Origin of the sequence: Pseudomonas extremorientalis (assembly GCF_024584605.1) — a bacterium.
Taxonomy (GTDB): domain Bacteria; phylum Pseudomonadota; class Gammaproteobacteria; order Pseudomonadales; family Pseudomonadaceae; genus Aquipseudomonas; species Aquipseudomonas extremorientalis.
The window spans coordinates 1,597,180-1,616,061 of sequence record NZ_CP089519.1 but is presented as its reverse complement, the minus strand read 5'-3'; the positions used below and the strand labels follow the sequence as shown (position 1 = coordinate 1,616,061).

Genomic DNA, 18,882 nt, shown 5'->3' with positions numbered 1-18,882 from the left:
TCTCCTCAAGCAAAGTGTTCGGCTACGGCGCGGGTGACCCAGGTGCGGGCCTGGCCCAGGTAGTGGGCCGGGTCGAGCAGGCGGTCCAGTTCGGCCGCCGACAGCTCGGCGGTGACTTGCGGCTCATCCGCCAGTACCGCACGCAAATGCCGTTGCTCGGTAACGGCACGCTTGCAGCAGTGTTCCAGCAGGTGGTGCGCAGTTTCCCGGCCCAGGCGTTGGGCGAGCACGCTGCTGACGGCTTCGGCCAGCACCAGGCCTTGGGTCAGGTCGAGGTTTTTGCCCATGCGCTCGGGGTCGACTTCCAACCCTTCGCTCACCAGCAGCGCCTGTTGCAACGCGCCGGAAACCAGGCGGCAAATCTCGGGCAGGGTTTCCCATTCGGCATGCCACAGGCCCAGGCTGCGTTCGTGCTCCTGGGGCATGGCGCTGAACATCGTCGATACCAGGCCCGGCACGCGGGTGGCGGCGCCGATCAGCACGGCCGCGCCCACCGGGTTGCGCTTGTGCGGCATGGTGGACGAGCCACCCTTGCCCGGTGCCGACGGCTCGAACACCTCCGCCGCTTCGGTCTGCATCAACAAGCTGATATCGCGGCCCAGTTTGCCCAGGCTGCCGGCGATCAGGCCAAGCACGGCGGCGAACTCTACCAGCCGATCCCGCTGAGTGTGCCAGGGTTGTTCGGGCAGGGTCAGTTGCAGCTCGTCTGCCAAAGCTTCAGCCACCGGCATGGCCTGTTCGCCCAGTGCGGCCAGGGTTCCGGAGGCACCGCCGAACTGAAGCACCAGCAAGCGCGGCTTCAACTGCGCCAACCGTTGCCGACTGCGCGTCACCGCCCCCAGCCAACCGGCGATCTTCATCCCCAGGGTGACCGGCGTCGCATGTTGCAACCAGGTGCGGCCGGCCAAGGGCACGGCTGCGTAACGCTGGGCCTGGGCGGCCAGGATGTCGCCCAGGCGCGCCAGGTCGCTTTCGATCAACGCCAGCGCCCGGCGCAGTTGCAACACCAGGCCAGTGTCCATCACGTCCTGGCTGGTCGCGCCCAAATGCACATAACGTTCGGCCCCGGCGTCTTCACTGGCAATCAACCTGCCCAGCGCCTTCACCAGCGGGATCGCCGAATTCCCCGCCGTGGCAATCGCCACGCCGAGGGCATCCACGTCGTACAGCGACGCCAGGCAAGCCTGGGCAATCGGTGCGACAGCGGCCTGGGGAATCAACCCGACCCGGGCCTGGGCACGGGCCAATCCGGCTTCGAAATCCAGCATGCCCTGCAGGCGTCCGCTGTCGCAGAATACCTCGGCCATGCTGTCCGCCGTGAAGTAAGCGTCGAACAATTGATTGCTCGTGCGCAGTGTCATAACGCATCCCTTATAGATCGTGGTGCAGGTACGCCGCCTGTTTCGGCAGACGCAGGCTGAACAGGAAAGCGATGGCCATCATCGCCGTCACATACCAATAGAAACTGTTCTCCATGCCGACGGATTTCAGGCTCAGGGCGACGAATTCCGCCGAGCCGCCGAAAATCGCATTGGCCACCGCATAGGCCAGGCCCACGCCCAAGGCACGCACCTGAGGCGGGAACATCTCCGCTTTGACCAGGCCACTGATGGAGGTGTAGAAGCTGACAATCGCCAGGGCCAGAGTAATCAGCACAAAGGCCAGGAACGGGCTGCTGACGGTTTTCAGGGTCAGCAGGATGGGCACGGTGAACAGCGTGCCGAGGCCCGCAAACCACAACATCGAGTTACGCCGGCCGATCTTGTCCGCCAACATGCCGAACACCGGCTGCATGCACATGTAGAGGAACAACGCACCGGTCATGATGTAGCTGGACGTCTTGGCGTGCATGCCCACCGTGTTTACCAGGTACTTCTGCATGTAGGTGGTGAAGGTATAGAAAATCAGCGAGCCGCCGGCGGTGTAACCCAGCACCGTGATGAACGCGGCCTTGTGATCGCGAAACAGTGCGGCAATGCTGCCGGCGTCCTTGTCTTCGCGGGTTTCCTTGCTGGTGGTTTCTTTCAACGTGCGCCGCAGCAACAGGGAGATCACCGCCGCAATGGCGCCGATCACGAACGGAATCCGCCAGCCCCAGGCGCGCAACTCTTCTTCGGTAAGGAACTGTTGCAGGATCACCACCACCAGCACCGCCAGCAACTGGCCGCCGATGAGGGTCACGTACTGGAAGGACGCGAAGAACCCGCGCTGGCCCTTGAGAGCCACCTCACTCATGTAAGTCGCGGTAGTGCCGTACTCGCCACCCACGGACAAGCCTTGGAACAGTCGCGCAATCAGCAGCAGGATCGGCGCCCAGACGCCGATATCGTTGTAGGTCGGCAAAAAGGCGATGACCAGGGAGCCGGCGCACATCATCAGCACCGAAATCATCATTGAGTTCTTACGGCCATGCTTGTCAGCCACTCGGCCAAACAGCCAGCCGCCGATGGGGCGCATCAGGAAACCGGCGGCGAATACCCCCGCCGTATTGACCAACTGGACGGTCGGGTTATCCGACGGGAAAAACGCCGGGGCAAAGTAAATGGCACAGAAGGCGTAGACGTAGAAGTCGAACCATTCGACGAGGTTGCCGGAGGATGCCCCGACAATCGCAAAAATCCGTTTGCTGCGTTCTTCTCCGGTGTAGTGACTCGTTGTTGTTGTCATGTGGTTTCACTCAGTGGGAACGGTTATAGCCTAGACATACTTTGCAACAACCATGTTCCGCAAGAAGACTTTTGGGTAGGTGGTGCCTGAACCGGCCCCATCGGGGGCAAGCCCCCTCCCACATGTTGACCGCACCGCCTATCAAATGTGGGAGGGGGCTTGCCCCCGATGAGGCCCTGAAAAACCACTCAATAATCGAAGAACACCGTTTCCTTTTCCGTCCCCTGCAGAATCACATTCCACTGATACACCCCCGCCGCATCCTGCCGGGCGATCAAGGTACTGCGACGCTCTGCTGGCACACACGCCAGCAACGGGTCCTCCCCATTCAGCGCCTCGCCCTCGAAATAAATCCGCGTGAGCAAGTGCTTCACCAACCCACGGGCAAACACCAGCACCACCAGGTGCGGCGCCTGGGTGGTGCCTTTCAGTCCCGGTACGGCGCCCGGCTTGATGGTGGTAAAGCGGAACCGCCCTTCGGCATCCACCGGCACCCGGCCGAACCCTTCGAAGTTCGGGTCCAGTGCCTTGTCCTGCTCATCTTCCGGGTGATCGTACTTGCCGGCGGCATTGGCCTGCCAGACTTCGAGCATGGCGTCGTTGACGACATCACCATTGCCATCCACCACCTGCCCGCTGATCGCCACGCGCTCGCCAAGGGTGGCAGCCACGGTGAGGTCTTCGCGGTTCAGCCAGGTCAGGCCGATGTGGTAATACGGCCCGACGGTGTGGGACGTGGTCGCATTGAGTGTCATCTCATTTCTCCATCGGCGTGGCGTCGCGGCCGCGCAGGACAATGTCCCAGCGGTAGCCGAGGGCATAGGAAGGAATGGTTTTTTCCAGGTCGAAACGGGCGATCAAACGTTCCTTGGCCGAGGTGTCCGGCACGCAGTTGTAGATCGGGTCGTATTCCAGCAGCGGGTCGCCGGGGAAATACATCTGCGTGACCAGGCGCGTCAGCACGCTCGGGCCGAACAGCGAAAAGTGGACATGCGCCGGGCGCCACGCGTTGTGGTGGTTGCCCCAGGGATACGCGCCGGGCTTGATGGTCTGGAACTGGTACCAGCCGTCGGCGTCGGTGACCGTGCGGCCGGTGCCGGTGAAGTTCGGGTCCAGGGGCGCATCGTGCAGGTCGCGCTTGTGGTTGTAGCGGCCGGCGGCGTTGGCCTGCCAGATCTCCACGAGGATGCCCGGCACCGGCAGGCCGTTTTCGTCGAGCACGCGGCCGTGAATGATGATGCGTTCGCCTTGGGGCTCGCCTTCATGCTGGGCGGTGAGGTCGTTGTCCTTCGGGTTGACCCGCTCGGCGCCGATGGTCGGGCCGGTGATTTCCGACAAGGAATGGGGCAGGAACACCAAAGGCTGCGACGGCGAACGCAGGTTCGTCGACTGGTAGGCCGGGTGCAGGTAATCCGGTTGAGTGCCCGCTTGCGGGCGCCGGTATCCGGGCTTGTCACTCATGGAGCAATCCTCTCTTGTTAGATGCGTTCAATCGCCAGGGCCAGGCCTTGACCGACGCCCACGCACATGGTCGCCAGGCCTTTGCGGCCGCCGGTTTTTTCAAGCTGATGCAACGCCGTCAGCACCAGCCGCGCGCCGCTCATGCCCAGCGGATGGCCAAGGGCAATGGCGCCGCCGTTCGGATTGACCTGGGGTGCGTCGTCGGCAATGCCCAGCTCACGCAAGACGGCCAGGCCTTGGCTGGCGAAGGCCTCGTTGAGTTCGATCACGTCAAAGTCGGTGACGGCCAAGCCAAGGCGCTCGACCAGTTTGCGCACGGCCGGCACCGGGCCGATGCCCATCACCCGTGGCGCGACACCAGCGCTGGCCATGCCCAATACGCGAGCGCGAGCGGTCAGGCCATGTTTCTTGACCGCTTCGGCGGAAGCCAGGATCAGCGCCGCCGCACCGTCATTCACACCCGATGCATTGCCGGCGGTAACCGTTTTGTCAGGACCATTGACTGGCTTGAGTTTGGCCAGGGCTTCCAGGGTGGTGTCCCGTGGATGCTCGTCCTGCTCTACCACGGTTTCGCCTTTTTTATGGGCGACCCGCACCGGCACGATTTCTTCGGCGAAGAAACCGGCGGCTTGCGCGGCGGCAGTGCGTTGCTGGCTGCGCAGGGCAAAGGCGTCCTGGTCGGCACGGGAGACCTTGTAATCGTCGGCGACGTTATCGGCGGTCTGTGGCATCGCATCCACGCCGTACTGCTCTTTCATCAACGGGTTGATAAAACGCCAGCCGATGGTGGTGTCTTCCAGCTTCATGTTGCGCGAGAACGCCGCGTCGGCCTTACCCATCACGAACGGCGCGCGGGACATCGACTCGACGCCACCGGCAATCGCCAGCTCCATTTCGCCGCTGGCAATTGCACGGAAAGCGGTGCCAATCGCGTCCATCCCCGAGGCGCACAAACGGTTGAGGGTCACGCCCGGAATGCTTTCCGGCAACCCCGCCAGCAACAGCGCCATGCGCGCCACGTTGCGGTTGTCTTCACCGGCCTGGTTGGCGCAGCCGAGGAAGACCTCATCGACTGCCGTCCAATCCACCGACGGGTTGCGCTCGATCAAGGCCTTGATCGGCAGCGCCGCCAGGTCATCAGCCCGCACGGTGGACAGGCCACCGCCAAAACGGCCGATGGGGGTACGAATGGCGTCACAGATAAATACATCGCGCATCAGGCTTCTCCCGGTGCTTGGCCATGGGCGGCCGCGGTGCGTGCTTCAAGGTCACGCAGGGCGGTCAGCTCTACATCAGTGGGTTCGGCGGTGGTGTCGACCTGCTCGGCAAACCGAATCGCCCAACCGGTGGCGGCCACCACTTGCTCGCGGGTCACGCCCGGATGCAGCGCGGTGACTACGAACTCATTTGTACCGGCTTCCGGCTCCATGATGCACAGGTCGGTAATGATCCCTACAGGCCCTGCGCCCGGCAGGCCCAGGCGCTTGCGCGAGTCGCCGCCTTCGCCGTGGCCGACCGAGGTGATGAAGTCCAGCTGGTCGACAAACGAACGCGCCGACTGCTTGAGGATGATCAGCACGCTCTTGGCCGAACCGGCGATCTCCGGCGCGCCACCGGCACCCGGCAGGCGCACTTTGGGCTGGTGGTAGTCACCCACCACGGTGGTGTTGATGTTGCCGAAGCGGTCGACCTGGGCGGCACCGAGGAAGCCCACGTCGATGCGCCCGCCCTGCAGCCAGTAGCGGAAGATCTCGCCGGTCGGTACCACGGTGTCGGCGGTTTCCGCCAGTTCGCCATCACCGATGGACAGTGGCAGTACCGATGGCTTGGCGCCAATCGGGCCGGACTCGTAGATCAGCACCACATCTGGCGACGACGTCAGTCGCGCCAGGTTGGCCGCCTTGGACGGCAAGCCGATGCCAACGAAGCACACGGAGCCGTTCTTGAGGCGGCGCGCGGCGGCAACGGTCATCATTTCATTGGTCGAGTAAGCCATTACTTGGCCTCCTGCGCGGTGGCCAGCCTGGCCTGGAATTCGGTGAAATCGGCGGTGCCGTGGATGTATTCGTTGATCCAAGCGGTAAAGGTCCCGCGGTCGCGGGCGATCGGGTCCCACGCCTGGTAGAAGCGGTTATCGCGCTCGTTGTAACCATGAGCGTAGGACGGGTGCGCGCCACCAGGTACATGGCACACCGCCGTCAGGGCCCAGGTCGGCAAGACGCAGCTGTTCATCGGTGCATTCAGGTCATCGACGATTTCTTCGACGGTGACGATGCAGCGCTTGGCCGCCAGGGCCGCTTCCTTCTGCACACCGAGGATGCCCCACAGCAGCACATTGCCCTTGCGGTCGGCTTTTTGCGCGTGGATCACGGTGACGTCCGGTCGCACCGACGGCACCGCCGCCAGCACTTCGCCGGTGAATGGGCAGGTCACGGTCTTGATCAGCGGGTTGACCTTGGGCAGGTCGGAACCGGCGTAGGCACGCAACACCGCAAATGGCAGGCCCGACGCACCGGCGACGTAGGCATTGGCCAGGTCGGCGTGGCTGTGTTCTTCGATTTCCAGCGGTTGCGGCCATTGCTTCTCGACCGCGTCGCGCAAGCGATGCAGGGAACCCACGCCGGGGTTGCCGCCCCAGGAGAAAATCAACTTGCGGGCACAGCCGGCGCCGATCAACTGGTCGTAGATCAGGTCAGGCGTCATACGCACCAGCGTCAGGTCTTTCTTGCCCTGACGAATGATTTCATGACCCGCTGCCGTAGGGATCAGATGGGTAAAGCCTTCGAGGGCGACGGTGTCGCCGTCGTTCACAAATTGCTTCACCGCGTCACGCAGCGCGAGGATTTCAGCCATGGGGTTCGGGCTCCCGGTGTGGATCGAAAAAGGCGCTGAGGTGGCGCCGAAGTGCTTGAAGATTAAGCCGGGGAAATGGGCCAAACAATCCGATAATCGACTCAGCGTTCGATTATCGAACGGATTGTTGCTTGGCTAAGTATTAGGCAAAACTCGATAACTGTGGGAGTGGGCTTGCCCCCTCCCACAGGCCTCAGGTGGCGTCGGCATGGCTGACCATGCCTTTGATCACCACGGCCGTGGTGGCCAATGCGGCGGGGATCACCAGGGCGGTGAGCACTTGCTCGAAGTTCCAGCCCAGGCCCAGCAAGGTCGCACCCATCCACGCGCCGAGGATCGCGCCGAAACGGCCGATGCCGAGCATCCACGACACACCCGTGGCACGGCCTTGAGTGGGGTAGAAACGTGCGGCCAGGGACGGCATCGCCGATTGCGCACCGTTGACACACATCCCGGCAATCAGCACCAGGGTCGCCAGTAAGGTGATATTGCCCAGGCTCTGCCCTACCGCGTAGGCAAACACCCCGGCCAGCAGGTAGAACGTGCCGATGACCTTGTGTGGATTGAACCGGTCCATCGCCCAGCCCACGCCCACCGCGCTCAACACACCACCGAACTGGAACAACGCGCCGATAAACGCGGCCTGCTCCATGCTCGCGCCGCTGTCGCGCATCAGGGTCGGCAGCCAACTGGTGAGCAGGTACACGATCACCAGGCCCATGAAGTAGGTGAGCCACAGCAACAACGTACCGGCGCTGTAGGTGCCGGAGAAGATCACCGCAAACACGTTGCGCGCCTTGACGGTTTTTTGCTCGGGCACACTGAAATTGCTGGCTTGGGCGACGATGTTCGGCTCAATGGGCGACAAGGTTTTGCGCACCTTGTCCGTACCCCGATTGCGCACCACCAGGTAGCGCGCCGATTCCGGCAGCCATACCAGCAACACCAGCGCCAGGATCAACGGCAGGATGCCGCCGATCAGCAGCAGGCTGTGCCAACCGAACGCCGGGATCAGCTTGGCCGAGATAAACCCGCCACCGGCCATGCCCAGGTTGAAGCCACAGAACATGCTGGTCACCAGCAACGACTTGTGGCGCTCAGGGGTGTATTCGGACAGCAGCGTGGTGGCATTCGGCATGCCGGCGCCCAGGCCGAGCCCGGTCAGGAAGCGCAGCACCAGCAGTTGATCGACGTTGCTGCTGTAGGCCGACGCCAGGCTGAACACACCAAACACCAGCACCGCGCCTACCAGCACCACTTTGCGCCCGAAGCGATCCGCCAGTGGGCCGGAGCCGAGTGCGCCGAAGACCATGCCGATCAACGCGGCGCTCATCACCGGACCGAGGCTGGCGCGGTCGATGCCCCAATCCTGGGACAGCGCCGGCGCGATAAAGCCCATGGCGGCAGTGTCGAGGCCATCGAGGAAAACAATCAGGAAACACAGGATCACCACGCGCCACTGGTAACGGGACAGTGGCTGGGTGTTGATGAAGGACTGCACGTCCAAGGAAGTACCGACAGAGGGCTGATTCATTGTTTTTATTTCCACACCGATGGCGGGCTGACGACCTTGGGTCGTCGTTATTATTGAGCGCTCCCTGGAGCGCTGTCGCACAGTAATAAGCCAGGGAAAACAGCGCAATCGACCCAACCGGGATCTGTGCGGTCACCGAACAGCTTAGGCAAACAGCTGCGCACTCAACTCGCGGCTGGCACTGAGCATGCTCGGCAGGAAGCGCTGTTCCAGCTCGCTGCGGCTGACACGGCCGGCGTGGGTGCTGACGTTCAGCGCAGCCAGCACCTGGCCCGAGGCGTCATACACCGGCACCGCGATCGAGCGCAGGCCCTGCTCCAGTTCCTGGTCGACAATGCACCAGCCTTGCTGACGCACCTGTTGCAGGCAGTCGAACAGCGCGGCGGGCGTGGTCAGGGTGCGGCTGGTCTTGGTCTGCAGGTCGGCGTGGTCGAGGTAATCCTGCAGCGAGGCGTCATCCAGCGCCGCGAGCAAGATGCGGCCCATGGAGGTGCAGTAGGCCGGCAGCCGTCCGCCCACCGACAGGTCCACCGAAATCAGGCGCTGGGTGGTGGCCGAACGGGCGATGTAGAGAATGTCGTCGCCTTCGAGGGTCGCCATGTTGCAGGCTTCGTGGAGTTGCTCGCTCATGCGGTCCAGATAAGGCTGGGCCGACACCGCCAGTGGTGTGGAGGACAGGTAGGCATGGCCCAGGGTCAGGACTTTGGGCAACAGCGAATAGGTACGCCCATCGGTAGTGGCGTAGCCGAGCTTGATCAAGGTGTGCAGGCAACGGCGCACGGCGGCGCGGGGGATTTCGGTGCGGTGGCTGATCTGGGCGATGGTGAGGTGGCGCTTGCGCTCCTGGAACGCCTGCACCACGGCCAGGCCACGGGCCAGGGAGGTCATGAAGTCCGGATCACCGGTAAACGCCTGGATACGCTTGGCCGGGGACGCAACGATCGGCGGCGCCACTGACGCGAAAGAGTTGCGCAATTGATCGTTCATGTCGGGATCCTTTGTCTTATTGTCAACCGCAGGGGAGGATTGGCCACTATTACAAGCTGCGTCAGCCGAGATGTACAAGGCAGGGCCGACAACATTGTGCGATTATCGGACGACCATTCGATTATCGCAATTTGCTCGCAACCTCCCCCTTCACCCACGGCGGATTGAAAAAAAACCAGAGGTCTCTTATTAACGTTTGAAGTTTGGATGGATTCATGACACCCGAATGTGTGCAATAACCAATAGGCGCGTGTAACAAAACACTCATACAAAGTTGACGGTTTTTAACTTTATACCGATAGTGTTATTCAAATGCGCCGCTATAATGCACCCTGTGTACTGGTCCACCCGGTTTCATTATCGGCATAGGAGCTGGGCACATGATGCACAGGCCGTGCATCGTCGATAGCAACTATCTGCCTTGAATGACGGCACTAGCAGTGTTCACCCATGTCTGTTTCAAACTTGAACGCTATGGCGGTTCGACTTGAAACACCCTGAGGGCGCATTCCGGCATAACGCTGCAACGTATTGACACTCAACTTAATTAGGTAATGATGTGACGAAAGATGAACTGCGCGCGGAACTTGAGCGCCAGGAGCAACGTTACAAGGACGTTTACGGCGGGGAAGTCACCACCTACGCCGCCCAGCCTGAACCTGAACGCAAACCATGGCGCAAGCGCGCCAGCCTGCTTGACCAGGCATTTGCACAGGAAATCCAAAAGATTGAACAGGAACTCAAAACCGAAGAGCCCTAGGCGATTCGGTTCGAGCCTCAAGGTTTTGGCCCAGGTTGATGGCGCTTAGCCATCACCCAGAAATCTTGCACCCTAACAAGAACGGTAAAATTTCATACAAATGTTTCAGTCGTGACGTTTTTGTGACAATCCCCCGCTTCTGGCGCCCTCTGCCATATAAATCAAAGACTTGCCCAAGCCCCGAAAACCCTGGGATGCGCGCCTTTTTCGGGATTTTTTTCAGGGAAGATTGATACCGATGAGCAGCTAGTGCATCGATTACTGAGGTTTTCTGGCATAATCGCGCCCCCTTACGACCGGGTCAGAAAACCTTCATGATCGATTTATTCAGCGGACTGGATGCTTGGGTTCTCGTGAGCCTGTTGCTCGCCCTGGCCTTTGTCCTCGCCTTCGAGTTCATCAATGGCTTTCATGACACCGCTAACGCGGTGGCCACAGTCATCTATACCAAAGCCATGCCGCCGCACCTGGCCGTGTTCTTCTCCGGGGTGTTCAACTTCCTCGGCGTATTGCTCGGTGGTGTCGGTGTCGCCTACGCCATCGTGCACTTGCTGCCGGTGGAGTTGCTGATCAATGTGAACACCGGCCATGGCCTGGCGATGGTCTTCTCTTTATTGGCGGCAGCGATCACCTGGAACCTGGGCACCTGGTACTTCGGTATCCCGGCCTCCAGCTCCCACACCCTGATCGGCTCGATCCTCGGGGTCGGCCTGGCCAATGCCCTGATCAACGACATTCCCCTGGCTGACGGTGTGAACTGGCAGAAAGCCGTGGATATCGGCGCTTCGCTGGTGTTCTCGCCGATGGCCGGCTTCCTGGTTGCAGCCCTGGTGCTGATCGGCCTGAAGTGGTGGCGTCCGCTGTCCAAGATGCACAAGACCCCGGACCAGCGCCGCAAGCTCGATGACAAGAAACACCCGCCGTTCTGGAACCGCCTGGTGCTGGTGATTTCCGCCATGGCCGTGAGTTTCGTGCACGGCTCCAACGACGGCCAGAAGGGTATCGGCCTGATCATGCTGGTGCTGATCGGTATCGTGCCGGCGCAGTTCGTGCTCGACCTGGGCAGCACCACCTACCAGATCGAACGGACCCGCGACGCCACCGTGCATTTGAGCCAGTTCTACCAGCGTAACAACGCCACGCTCGGCGAGTTCCTGGCCCTGGGCAAAAGCGTGCAGAACGACCTGCCAGGCAAGTTCCAGTGCAATCCACAGCAGACCGAGCCGACCATCAACGCGCTGGTCGACACACTCAAAGGCGTGTCCGACTATCACGCGCTGACGGCGGACCAGCGTATTGAAGTGCGCCGCTACCTGCTCTGCCTGGACGACACCGCGAAGAAAGTCGGCAAGCTGCCAGGCCTGGATGCCCGTGAGAAATCCGACCTCGACAAACTGCGCAAAGACCTGACCGCCACTACCGAATACGCCCCGTTCTGGGTGATCCTTGCCGTCGCACTGGCCTTGGGCCTGGGCACCATGGTGGGCTGGAAGCGTGTGGTACTGACCATCGGCGAGAAGATCGGCAAGCAAGGCATGACCTATGCCCAGGGCATGTCGGCACAGATCACCACCGCGACCATGATTGGCTTTGCCAACATCTTCGCGTTGCCGGTGTCGACTACCCACGTGCTGTCGTCGGGCGTGGCCGGCACCATGGTCGCCAACAAAAGCGGCCTGCAGGGCGGCACCGTGAAGACCATCCTGATGGCCTGGGTACTGACCCTGCCGGCAACCGTGGCCCTGTCGGCCGGGTTGTTCTGGTTGGCTTCCAAGGCGCTGGGCAGCTGATAAGCCGCCTGCGATAAAAAAGGTGCGATCCGCGAGGGACGCACCTTTTTTTATGATCACTATTGCGTTAATTCAGGCGCAAAAAAAAGGGCGACCGAAGTCGCCCAAAATGCCTTGCGTGCTCATGTAACCTGGAAAAACTATGGTTTTTTCCGCTTGTTCGCGTCTTTCCAGATAAAAATTCCAAACCCTACAAAAAACATCACCATCAGGCTTACCGTCAGCACTCCGGCGAACACCACATTATCGATAAACATGACCGGCCTCCTGCGCTTGCCCTGTTGCGATAGGGCTAAGTTAATGGAGAAGGCGGATTGGAAAATTGACGGGGATCAATGTCGCCCGCGACGGGGCGTAAAGAAGGGCACTAACTGACCTGCATCAATGGATGCAGGTACTTTCAACGCTTTTTTGGCTTGTTCTTCGATTTCTTTTTAACTTTGCCGAGTGGCATTGCCTGTTCAAATGCCTGGCGGACTTCATTCAGGCGTTTGTCATTGAGGTCGTGAACGCGCTTGGCGCGCTCGGCATTCAGGTCGATCAGCTTGTCGTCTTCACTCATGGCTTGGCTTACGTCGTGGAGGGAGTGGCCCAATAATGCGGCCTCCCCCGCTCAACGGCAAATCAGCGGGCGACAAAAGGCAGGTCATCGCACAAAATCGCTGTTTTCCCGAACCAGGAGATTCACCCAGGTGGCACTGCACAAGGACCTTCCGCCGCTGCTGGCGCTGCGCGCCTTCGAAGCCGTGGCGCGGCACTTGAGTTTTATCAAGGCCGCCAGCGAGTTGTCAGTGACCCAGAGCGCGCTGAGCCATCAGGTGCAAAAGCTTGAGCAGCACCTGGGCAAACCCTTGTTTATCCGACGCACCCGTGCGATCGATCTGACCACCGACGGCCAACAGTACTACGACGAAATCCGCCCAGCCCTCGATGCCATCGCCGCCGCCACACGCGCCCAGCGGGTCACCCCCAGCGCCACCGTGCTGCGCATCGGCTTGCTGGCCTCCTTCGCGACCCTGTGGCTGGCGCCCCGCCTGGCAGGCTTCCTCAATCGCTACCCACATATCCAAGTGGAATTGTTGCCGGCCATTCAATTGGCAGACGTGGCAGGTGCCGAGGTCGACCTGGCCATCCGTTATGGCAAAGGCGACTGGCCCGATGTGCAGGCCACGCGACTGATGCCGGAAATCATCTCGCCGGTGTGCAGCCCGACGTTCAAGGCAACGCAAGACAGCCCATTGCTGATGGCCACTTCGCACCGCCCCTTTGAATGGACCGACTGGTCCGAGCACTATCAGGTCGACCTCGGTCACCACCCCCGCGTAATGCTGCACGACTACAACATCGTGGTCGAAGCCGCCGTGGCCGGCCAGGGCATCGCCATGGGCCGTCATCGCCTGATCGAACGCAGGCTGCAGGACGGCAGCCTGGTGGAAGCCTTCGATTGGCCGCCCTATCACAGCGACATCGGCTACTGGTTGATCGCACCTCAAGGCACCACCAACGAAGCCGCCGCGTGTTTCAGCCAATGGCTGAGGGAAGCCTGCACCGATACGTGAGTTTTTTCGATACATCGCGTGAGATCTATCCGTTTGTCGCGCCTCGATACAGCCAACATGCTGAAGCCTCCCGACCCAAGAGGATTCATCATGAGCGACTCCCTCCGCCAACGCGTGCAAGCCCTTGGCCTCACGCTGCCAACCCCCAGCCAGCCGATCGCCAACTACATCAACCACGTGGTCAGCCAGAATCACCTGTTCGTCTCCGGGCAAATCCCACTGGTGGATGGTAAACCCGCCTATGTGGGCCGGTTGGGCGAGTCCCTCAGCGATGCAGAAGGTGCACAAGCAGCGGAACTCGCTGCGCTGGGCCTGCTGGGGCAGTTGAGCAATGCCCTTGGCGATGACCTGTCGCGCCTGGTGCGCACCGTGCGCCTGGGAGTATTCATCGCCAGCAGCGGCGACTTCACGCAACAGAGCGTGGTGGCCAACGGTGCCTCCAACCTGCTGGTCAATGCGCTTGGCGAAAAAGGCCGACATGTGCGCACCGCCGTCGGCGTGTCCAGCCTGCCGGCCGGTGTGGCCGTGGAGGTTGATGCGATTTTCGAGCTGCACCCATGAGCCCGCTTGAAGTCCAGCACCTGCGGGATGACACGCCCGGCTGCCAGTCCGGCATCGTGCACTTCAACCATGCCGGCGCCTCGCTGCCCAGCCAGGCAACCCTCGACGCGATCTTCGAACAACTGCAACGGGAGGCTCGCGACGGCCCGATGGAAGCCGGCGAACATGGCGCCGTGCTGGTGGAAAGAGCCCGCCGCGCCGCCGCACAACTGCTCAACGCTCCCGCCTCATCCATCGCGTTTGCCAGCAGTGGTTCGACCGCCTGGAGCCTGGCGTTCCAGGCCCTGGGACCCTGGCAACCCGGCGACCGCATTCTGGTAGGCCGTCACGAATGGGGCGGCAACCTGGCCAGCATGGAACTGGCGGTGCAAGCGGGTGCCCGCGTGGAAGTCATCCCCTGCGATGCAAGCGGCGCGGTCTGCCCGGTGGCGTTGGAGTCGATGCTCGATGCCAGGGTGAAGCTGATCGACCTTACGTGGCTCCCGGCCAACGGCGGCCTGATCAACCCCGCCCAGGCCATCGGTGACCTGGCCAGGCGTCACGCCATCCCCTACTTCATCGACGCCGGCCAGGCCGTCGGCCAGGTGCCGGTGGACGTACAAGCATTGCAGTGCGATGTGCTCAAGTCCGCCGGAAGAAAGCATCTGCGCGGTCCACGCGGGACGGCGCTGTTGTATGTGCGGCCGGATTTCCTCGGGCGCCTGAACCCGGCCCAACGCGATGTGTTTTCGGCGCCCTGGACCGCCCAGGGTTTCGACCTGCGCAATGACGCACGGCGCTTTGAAACCAGCGAGGCATCCTTCGCCTTGCTGGCCGGGCTGGGCAATGCGCTGCAGGAGATGAATCGGCTGGGCATCGAGCGCGCCTGGGAGAGGGTTTCGCAGACCAGCGCGCAAATCCGTGAAGCGTTGCGTGGGATTGCGGGCGTTACCCTGCATGACCTGGGCACTTGCCAATCCGGCTTGATCGCCTTCAACCTCGCCGGCTGGGATGCCTTTGAACTCAAGCGGCGCCTGGGCTTGAAACGCATCAATATCGGCGCCAACGGCGTGGCCTACACCCCGCTGGATATGCAGGCGCGTGGCCTGGAGAGCGTGGCGCGGATCTCGGTGAGCCCGCTCAACAACGAGCATGATATCGAGCTGCTGATAGCGGCTCTGCGCGAGTTGCGCGACTAAACCTCGACGTCCACCCAAAGGCCCTGGCGCGGTGCATCTTCGATCAGCGGCGCCACTGGCACGGTGTTGTCGGCATTCAACAAATCGCCCGGAATGGCCAGGTGCTGCTCCGGGTCTTCATCGGCTTCACGCCGGCGTCTCTGCTGTTCCTGCTGGCGGCGCTGTTCTTCGCGCAGCAAAAAGGTCGACGTCTCGGCATCGCCTTTTTTCAGGTCGATGGTGCTCTCGTTGGAGCCCGGCTGGACGGGCACCACGGGCGGGATGTCCGGCTTCTGGCGCACCGGATCGAGTTGTGACGTGACCGGCACAACGCTGACGGGCAGCATGGGTGGAAGCATAGTGATTATTCTCCTGATCAACAGGCTGTCGGCGGGTTGCAGGGTGACTTGAGCACAGGCTCGCCAACCTGTGACCCAGTCGACACTCCCAAGTGCCCGCCACCCGTCGATTCGGTTTCCGGCCCCCCACGCAAACGGAGTAGTTTTTGTCAGAGTCCTTGGGCGTGGGGGCTTGTTCCGTTAAGATAGTCGGCTTTTTCACGGCGGGAGTCAGGCAGCATGGCGCAGCAGTATCAACCGGGGCAACGCTGGATTAGTGACAGCGAAGCAGAGCTGGGGTTAGGCACCGTTCTGGCACAGGACGGGCGCTTGTTGACCGTGCTCTATCCGGCCACTGGCGACACTCGTCAGTATGCGCTACGGAATGCGCCCCTCACCCGCGTGAGGTTCTCGCCGGGCGACAGCATCACCCATTTCGAAGGCTGGAAAATGACCGTGCAGGAAGTCGACGACGTCGACGGCCTGCTGGTGTACCACGGCCTCAATGGGCAGAACGAGCAGGTCACCCTGCCGGAAACCCAACTCTCCAACTTCATCCAGTTCCGCCTGGCCAGCGACCGTCTGTTCGCCGGGCAGATCGACCCGCTGGCCTGGTTCTCGCTGCGCTATCACACCCTGGAACACACCAGCCGCCAGTTGCAGTCCTCGTTGTGGGGCCTGGGTGGCGTGCGTGCGCAGCCTATCGCGCACCAACTGCACATCGCCCGTGAAGTCGCCGACCGTATCGCGCCACGGGTCTTGCTGGCGGACGAAGTGGGCCTGGGCAAGACCATCGAAGCCGGCCTGGTGATCCATCGCCAACTGTTGTCGGGCCGCGCCAACCGCGTGTTGATCCTGGTTCCGGAAAACCTGCAGCACCAATGGCTGGTGGAAATGCGCCGCCGTTTCAACCTGCAGGTGGCGCTGTTCGACGAAGAACGTTTTATCGAAAGCGATGCCACCAACCCGTTCGAAGACACCCAGCTTGCGTTGGTCGCCCTGGAGTGGCTGGTCGACGACGAGAAGGCCCAGGACGCGCTATTTGCCGCCGGTTGGGACCTGCTGGTGGTCGACGAAGCCCACCACCTGGTGTGGCATGAAGACAAGGCCAGCCCCGAGTACGCGCTGGTCGAGCAACTGGCCGAAGTGATTCCCGGCGTGCTGCTGCTCACCGCCACCCCGGAGCAATTGGGCCAGGACAGCCACTTCGCGCGCCTGCGCCTGCTCGACCCGAACCGCTTCCATGACCTCGCCGCCTTCCGCGCCGAGAGCGAGAACTATCGCCCGGTGGCCGAAGCCGTGCAGGAGCTGCTGGACAAGGGTCGCCTGTCCCCTGCCGCACACAAGACCATCCAGGGTTTCCTCGGCGACGAAGGTGAAGCCCTGCTCACCGCCGTCAACGATGGCGACACCGAAGCCAGCGCCCGCCTGGTGCGTGAGCTGCTCGACCGCCACGGCACCGGCCGTGTGCTGTTCCGCAACACCCGCGCCGCCGTGCAGGGTTTCCCGGAGCGCAAGCTGCACGCCTACCCGCTGCCAAACCCGGACGAATACCTGGAGCTGCCGCTGGGCGAACACGCCGAGCTGTACCCCGAAGTCAGCTTCCAGGCGCAGCCGGACGTCGAAGAAGAAAACCGCTGGTGGCGCTTCGACCCTCGGGTCGAATGGCTGATCGACCAGCTGAAAATGCTCAAGCGCACCAAGGTCCTGGTGATCTGCGCCCACGCCGAAACTGCCATGGACCTGGAAGACGCCCTGCGCGTACGCTCCGGCATTCCGGCCACGGTGTTCCACGAGGGCATGAACATCCTTGAGCGTGACCGCGCCGCCGCCTACTTCGCCGATGAAGAGTTTGGCGCCCAGGTGTTGATCTGCTCGGAAATCGGCAGTGAAGGCCGCAACTTCCAGTTCTCCCACCACCTGGTGCTGTTCGACCTGCCGTCCCACCCCGACCTGCTGGAACAGCGCATCGGCCGTCTGGACCGGATCGGCCAGAAGCACGTGATCGAACTGCACGTGCCGTACCTGGAAACCAGCCCGCAAGAGCGCCTGTTCCAGTGGTACCACGAAGCGCTGAACGCGTTCCTCAACACCTGCCCGACCGGCAACGCCTTGCAGCATCAGTTCGGCCCGCGCCTGCTGCCGCTGCTGGAAAACGCCGACGACGGCGAGTGGCAAGCCCTGATCGACGAGGCCCGTGCCGAGCGCGAGCGCCTGGAAGAAGAGCTGCACACCGGTCGCGACCGCCTGCTGGAACTCAATTCCGGCGGCGCAGGTGAAGGTGATGCCCTGGTCGAAGACATCCTCGAGCAAGACGACCAGTTCGCCCTGCCGATCTACATGGAAACCCTGTTCGACGCGTTCGGTATCGACAGCGAAGACCATTCGGAAAACGCACTGATCCTCAAGCCCAGCGAAAAAATGCTCGACGCCAGCTTCCCCCTGGGCGACGACGAAGGGGTGACCATCACCTACGACCGTAACCAGGCGCTGTCCCGTGAAGATATGCAGTTCATCACCTGGGAACACCCGATGGTGCAGGGCGGCATGGACCTGGTGCTGTCCGGCTCCATGGGCAACACCGCCGTGGCACTGATCAAGAACAAGGCGCTCAAGCCGGGCACCGTGTTGCTGGAACTGCTCTACGTCAGCGAAGTGGTTGCCCCGCGCTCCCTGCAACTGGGCCGTTACCTGCCGCCGGCCGCCCTGCGCTGCCTGTTGGATGCGAACGGCAACGACCTGTCCAGCCGCGTGTCGTTCGAAACCCTCAACGACCAGTTGGAAAGCGTGCCACGCGCCAGCGCCAACAAGTTCGTGCAGGCCCAGCGCGATCAACTCACGCCACGGATCAACGCGGGTGAAGAGAAGATCACCCCGCGCCACGCCGAGCGTGTGGCCGAGGCCAAGCGTCGCCTGGCGGCGGACACCGACGAAGAACTGGCGCGCCTGACGGCGTTGCAGGCGGTCAACCCGACCGTGCGTGACAGTGAGCTGGTGGCCCTGCGCAATCAGCGCGAGCAAGGTTTGGCCATGCTGGACAAGGCGGCGCTGCGGTTGGAAGCGATTCGGGTGTTGGTGGCGGGTTGATCACCGCCCTGCCCTGTTAAATGAAAAAGACCCGCGCAATGCGGGTCTTTTTCATTGGCCTTGGAGGCCCCATCGGGGGCAAGCCCCCTCCCACAACTGATCGGTGATCGACATGACAGCACCGTCAA

Annotated in this window: 18 protein-coding genes; 6 read left to right on the top strand and 12 right to left on the bottom strand. The window is 62.2% G+C overall.

Annotation, left to right across the window (positions count from 1 at the left end):
* Positions 1–5: 5 nt before the first annotated feature.
* The 9 genes from LUU92_RS07100 to pcaR form a co-directional block, all read right to left on the bottom strand.
* Positions 6–1,361: a 3-carboxy-cis,cis-muconate cycloisomerase gene (locus LUU92_RS07100; RefSeq protein ID WP_222541143.1), complete on the bottom strand. Its 1,356-nt coding sequence runs from the start codon at positions 1,359–1,361 to the stop codon at positions 6–8.
* Positions 1,362–1,371: 10 nt separating this feature from the next.
* Complete coding sequence (locus LUU92_RS07095) at positions 1,372–2,667, bottom strand: MFS family transporter (protein ID WP_071488871.1); 1,296 nt, start codon at positions 2,665–2,667, stop codon at positions 1,372–1,374.
* A gap of 188 nt (positions 2,668–2,855) precedes the next feature.
* On the bottom strand, positions 2,856–3,422 hold the full coding sequence (gene pcaG / locus LUU92_RS07090) for a protocatechuate 3,4-dioxygenase subunit alpha (RefSeq protein ID WP_071488870.1): 567 nt from the start codon (positions 3,420–3,422) through the stop codon (positions 2,856–2,858).
* Position 3,423: 1 nt separating this feature from the next.
* Positions 3,424–4,128, bottom strand: a complete 705-nt coding sequence (gene pcaH, locus LUU92_RS07085) for a protocatechuate 3,4-dioxygenase subunit beta (protein ID WP_092241276.1) — start codon at positions 4,126–4,128, stop codon at positions 3,424–3,426.
* 17 nt (positions 4,129–4,145) lie between these two features.
* A complete protein-coding gene (pcaF, locus tag LUU92_RS07080; RefSeq protein ID WP_170856036.1) occupies positions 4,146–5,348 on the bottom strand; it encodes a 3-oxoadipyl-CoA thiolase in 1,203 nt (400 codons plus the stop codon).
* Positions 5,345–6,124, bottom strand: coding sequence for a CoA-transferase subunit beta (locus LUU92_RS07075; protein WP_092241272.1), 780 nt, complete (start codon positions 6,122–6,124; stop codon positions 5,345–5,347). Before LUU92_RS07075 ends, pcaF begins: the two co-directional genes overlap by 4 nt.
* Complete coding sequence (locus tag LUU92_RS07070; protein WP_092241270.1) at positions 6,124–6,981, bottom strand: CoA transferase subunit A; 858 nt, start codon at positions 6,979–6,981, stop codon at positions 6,124–6,126. The genes LUU92_RS07075 and LUU92_RS07070 overlap by 1 nt, the downstream gene beginning before the upstream one ends.
* A gap of 193 nt (positions 6,982–7,174) precedes the next feature.
* Positions 7,175–8,515 (bottom strand): 4-hydroxybenzoate transporter PcaK, encoded by a 1,341-nt coding sequence (gene pcaK, locus LUU92_RS07065; protein WP_257103343.1) that lies wholly within the window; start codon positions 8,513–8,515, stop codon positions 7,175–7,177.
* Between the two features lie 144 nt (positions 8,516–8,659).
* Positions 8,660–9,502 (bottom strand): pca regulon transcriptional regulator PcaR, encoded by an 843-nt coding sequence (gene pcaR / locus LUU92_RS07060; RefSeq protein WP_071488865.1) that lies wholly within the window; start codon positions 9,500–9,502, stop codon positions 8,660–8,662.
* A 559-nt stretch (positions 9,503–10,061) separates the two neighbouring features.
* On the opposite strand from pcaR, the gene LUU92_RS07055 reads away from it, so the two are divergent.
* Positions 10,062–10,262, top strand: coding sequence for a hypothetical protein (locus tag LUU92_RS07055; protein ID WP_003189295.1), 201 nt, complete (start codon positions 10,062–10,064; stop codon positions 10,260–10,262).
* Positions 10,263–10,576: 314 nt separating this feature from the next.
* Positions 10,577–12,052: an inorganic phosphate transporter gene (locus tag LUU92_RS07050; RefSeq protein ID WP_092241266.1), complete on the top strand. Its 1,476-nt coding sequence runs from the start codon at positions 10,577–10,579 to the stop codon at positions 12,050–12,052.
* Between the two features lie 140 nt (positions 12,053–12,192).
* On the opposite strand, the gene ccoM is transcribed toward LUU92_RS07050, so the two are convergent.
* Together ccoM and LUU92_RS07045 are read right to left on the bottom strand one after the other, a co-directional pair.
* Positions 12,193–12,309 carry a cytochrome c oxidase subunit CcoM gene (gene ccoM, locus LUU92_RS29000; protein WP_010212341.1) on the bottom strand — a complete coding sequence of 39 codons (117 nt, stop codon included), beginning with the start codon at positions 12,307–12,309 and terminating at the stop codon, positions 12,193–12,195.
* A 143-nt stretch (positions 12,310–12,452) separates the two neighbouring features.
* Positions 12,453–12,614: a hypothetical protein gene (locus LUU92_RS07045; protein ID WP_092241264.1), complete on the bottom strand. Its 162-nt coding sequence runs from the start codon at positions 12,612–12,614 to the stop codon at positions 12,453–12,455.
* A gap of 130 nt (positions 12,615–12,744) precedes the next feature.
* Here LUU92_RS07045 and LUU92_RS07040 point away from each other — a divergent pair, with 130 nt between their 5' ends.
* From LUU92_RS07040 to LUU92_RS07030, 3 genes are all read left to right on the top strand, one after another.
* The gene (locus LUU92_RS07040; protein WP_071488862.1) at positions 12,745–13,611 is read left to right on the top strand and encodes a LysR substrate-binding domain-containing protein; all 867 of its coding nucleotides are present in this window, start codon (positions 12,745–12,747) and stop codon (positions 13,609–13,611) included.
* A gap of 90 nt (positions 13,612–13,701) precedes the next feature.
* On the top strand, positions 13,702–14,172 hold the full coding sequence (locus tag LUU92_RS07035) for a RidA family protein (protein WP_071488861.1): 471 nt from the start codon (positions 13,702–13,704) through the stop codon (positions 14,170–14,172).
* Complete coding sequence (locus LUU92_RS07030) at positions 14,169–15,350, top strand: aminotransferase class V-fold PLP-dependent enzyme (protein ID WP_071488860.1); 1,182 nt, start codon at positions 14,169–14,171, stop codon at positions 15,348–15,350. The genes LUU92_RS07035 and LUU92_RS07030 overlap by 4 nt, the downstream gene beginning before the upstream one ends.
* Here the strand turns inward: LUU92_RS07030 and LUU92_RS07025 are convergent.
* The gene (locus LUU92_RS07025; RefSeq protein ID WP_092241258.1) at positions 15,347–15,688 is read right to left on the bottom strand and encodes an aspartate-semialdehyde dehydrogenase; all 342 of its coding nucleotides are present in this window, start codon (positions 15,686–15,688) and stop codon (positions 15,347–15,349) included. The genes LUU92_RS07030 and LUU92_RS07025 overlap by 4 nt on opposite strands.
* Before the next feature lie 219 nt (positions 15,689–15,907).
* Here LUU92_RS07025 and rapA point away from each other — a divergent pair, with 219 nt between their 5' ends.
* A complete protein-coding gene (rapA, locus tag LUU92_RS07020) occupies positions 15,908–18,754 on the top strand; it encodes an RNA polymerase-associated protein RapA (protein ID WP_071488858.1) in 2,847 nt (948 codons plus the stop codon).
* The last annotated feature ends 128 nt before the right edge of the window (positions 18,755–18,882 follow it).

Bases quoted from the DNA above. Each gene is read 5' to 3' on its own strand.
- LUU92_RS07035 (WP_071488861.1), top strand. From the start codon at position 13,702: ATGAGCGACTCCCTCCGCCAACGCGTGCAAGCCCTTGGCCTCACGCTG.
- LUU92_RS07100 (WP_222541143.1), bottom strand. From the start codon at position 1,361: ATGACACTGCGCACGAGCAATCAATTGTTCGACGCTTACTTCACGGCG.
- LUU92_RS07030 (WP_071488860.1), top strand. From the start codon at position 14,169: ATGAGCCCGCTTGAAGTCCAGCACCTGCGGGATGACACGCCCGGCTGC.
- pcaG (WP_071488870.1), bottom strand. From the start codon at position 3,422: ATGACACTCAATGCGACCACGTCCCACACCGTCGGGCCGTATTACCAC.
- pcaR (WP_071488865.1), bottom strand. From the start codon at position 9,502: ATGAACGATCAATTGCGCAACTCTTTCGCGTCAGTGGCGCCGCCGATC.
- LUU92_RS07095 (WP_071488871.1), bottom strand. From the start codon at position 2,667: ATGACAACAACAACGAGTCACTACACCGGAGAAGAACGCAGCAAACGG.
- LUU92_RS07025 (WP_092241258.1), bottom strand. From the start codon at position 15,688: ATGCTTCCACCCATGCTGCCCGTCAGCGTTGTGCCGGTCACGTCACAA.
- pcaH (WP_092241276.1), bottom strand. From the start codon at position 4,128: ATGAGTGACAAGCCCGGATACCGGCGCCCGCAAGCGGGCACTCAACCG.
- pcaK (WP_257103343.1), bottom strand. From the start codon at position 8,515: ATGAATCAGCCCTCTGTCGGTACTTCCTTGGACGTGCAGTCCTTCATC.
- LUU92_RS07075 (WP_092241272.1), bottom strand. From the start codon at position 6,124: ATGGCTTACTCGACCAATGAAATGATGACCGTTGCCGCCGCGCGCCGC.
- LUU92_RS07070 (WP_092241270.1), bottom strand. From the start codon at position 6,981: ATGGCTGAAATCCTCGCGCTGCGTGACGCGGTGAAGCAATTTGTGAAC.
- ccoM (WP_010212341.1), bottom strand. From the start codon at position 12,309: ATGTTTATCGATAATGTGGTGTTCGCCGGAGTGCTGACGGTAAGCCTG.
- LUU92_RS07045 (WP_092241264.1), bottom strand. From the start codon at position 12,614: ATGAGTGAAGACGACAAGCTGATCGACCTGAATGCCGAGCGCGCCAAG.
- rapA (WP_071488858.1), top strand. From the start codon at position 15,908: ATGGCGCAGCAGTATCAACCGGGGCAACGCTGGATTAGTGACAGCGAA.
- LUU92_RS07050 (WP_092241266.1), top strand. From the start codon at position 10,577: ATGATCGATTTATTCAGCGGACTGGATGCTTGGGTTCTCGTGAGCCTG.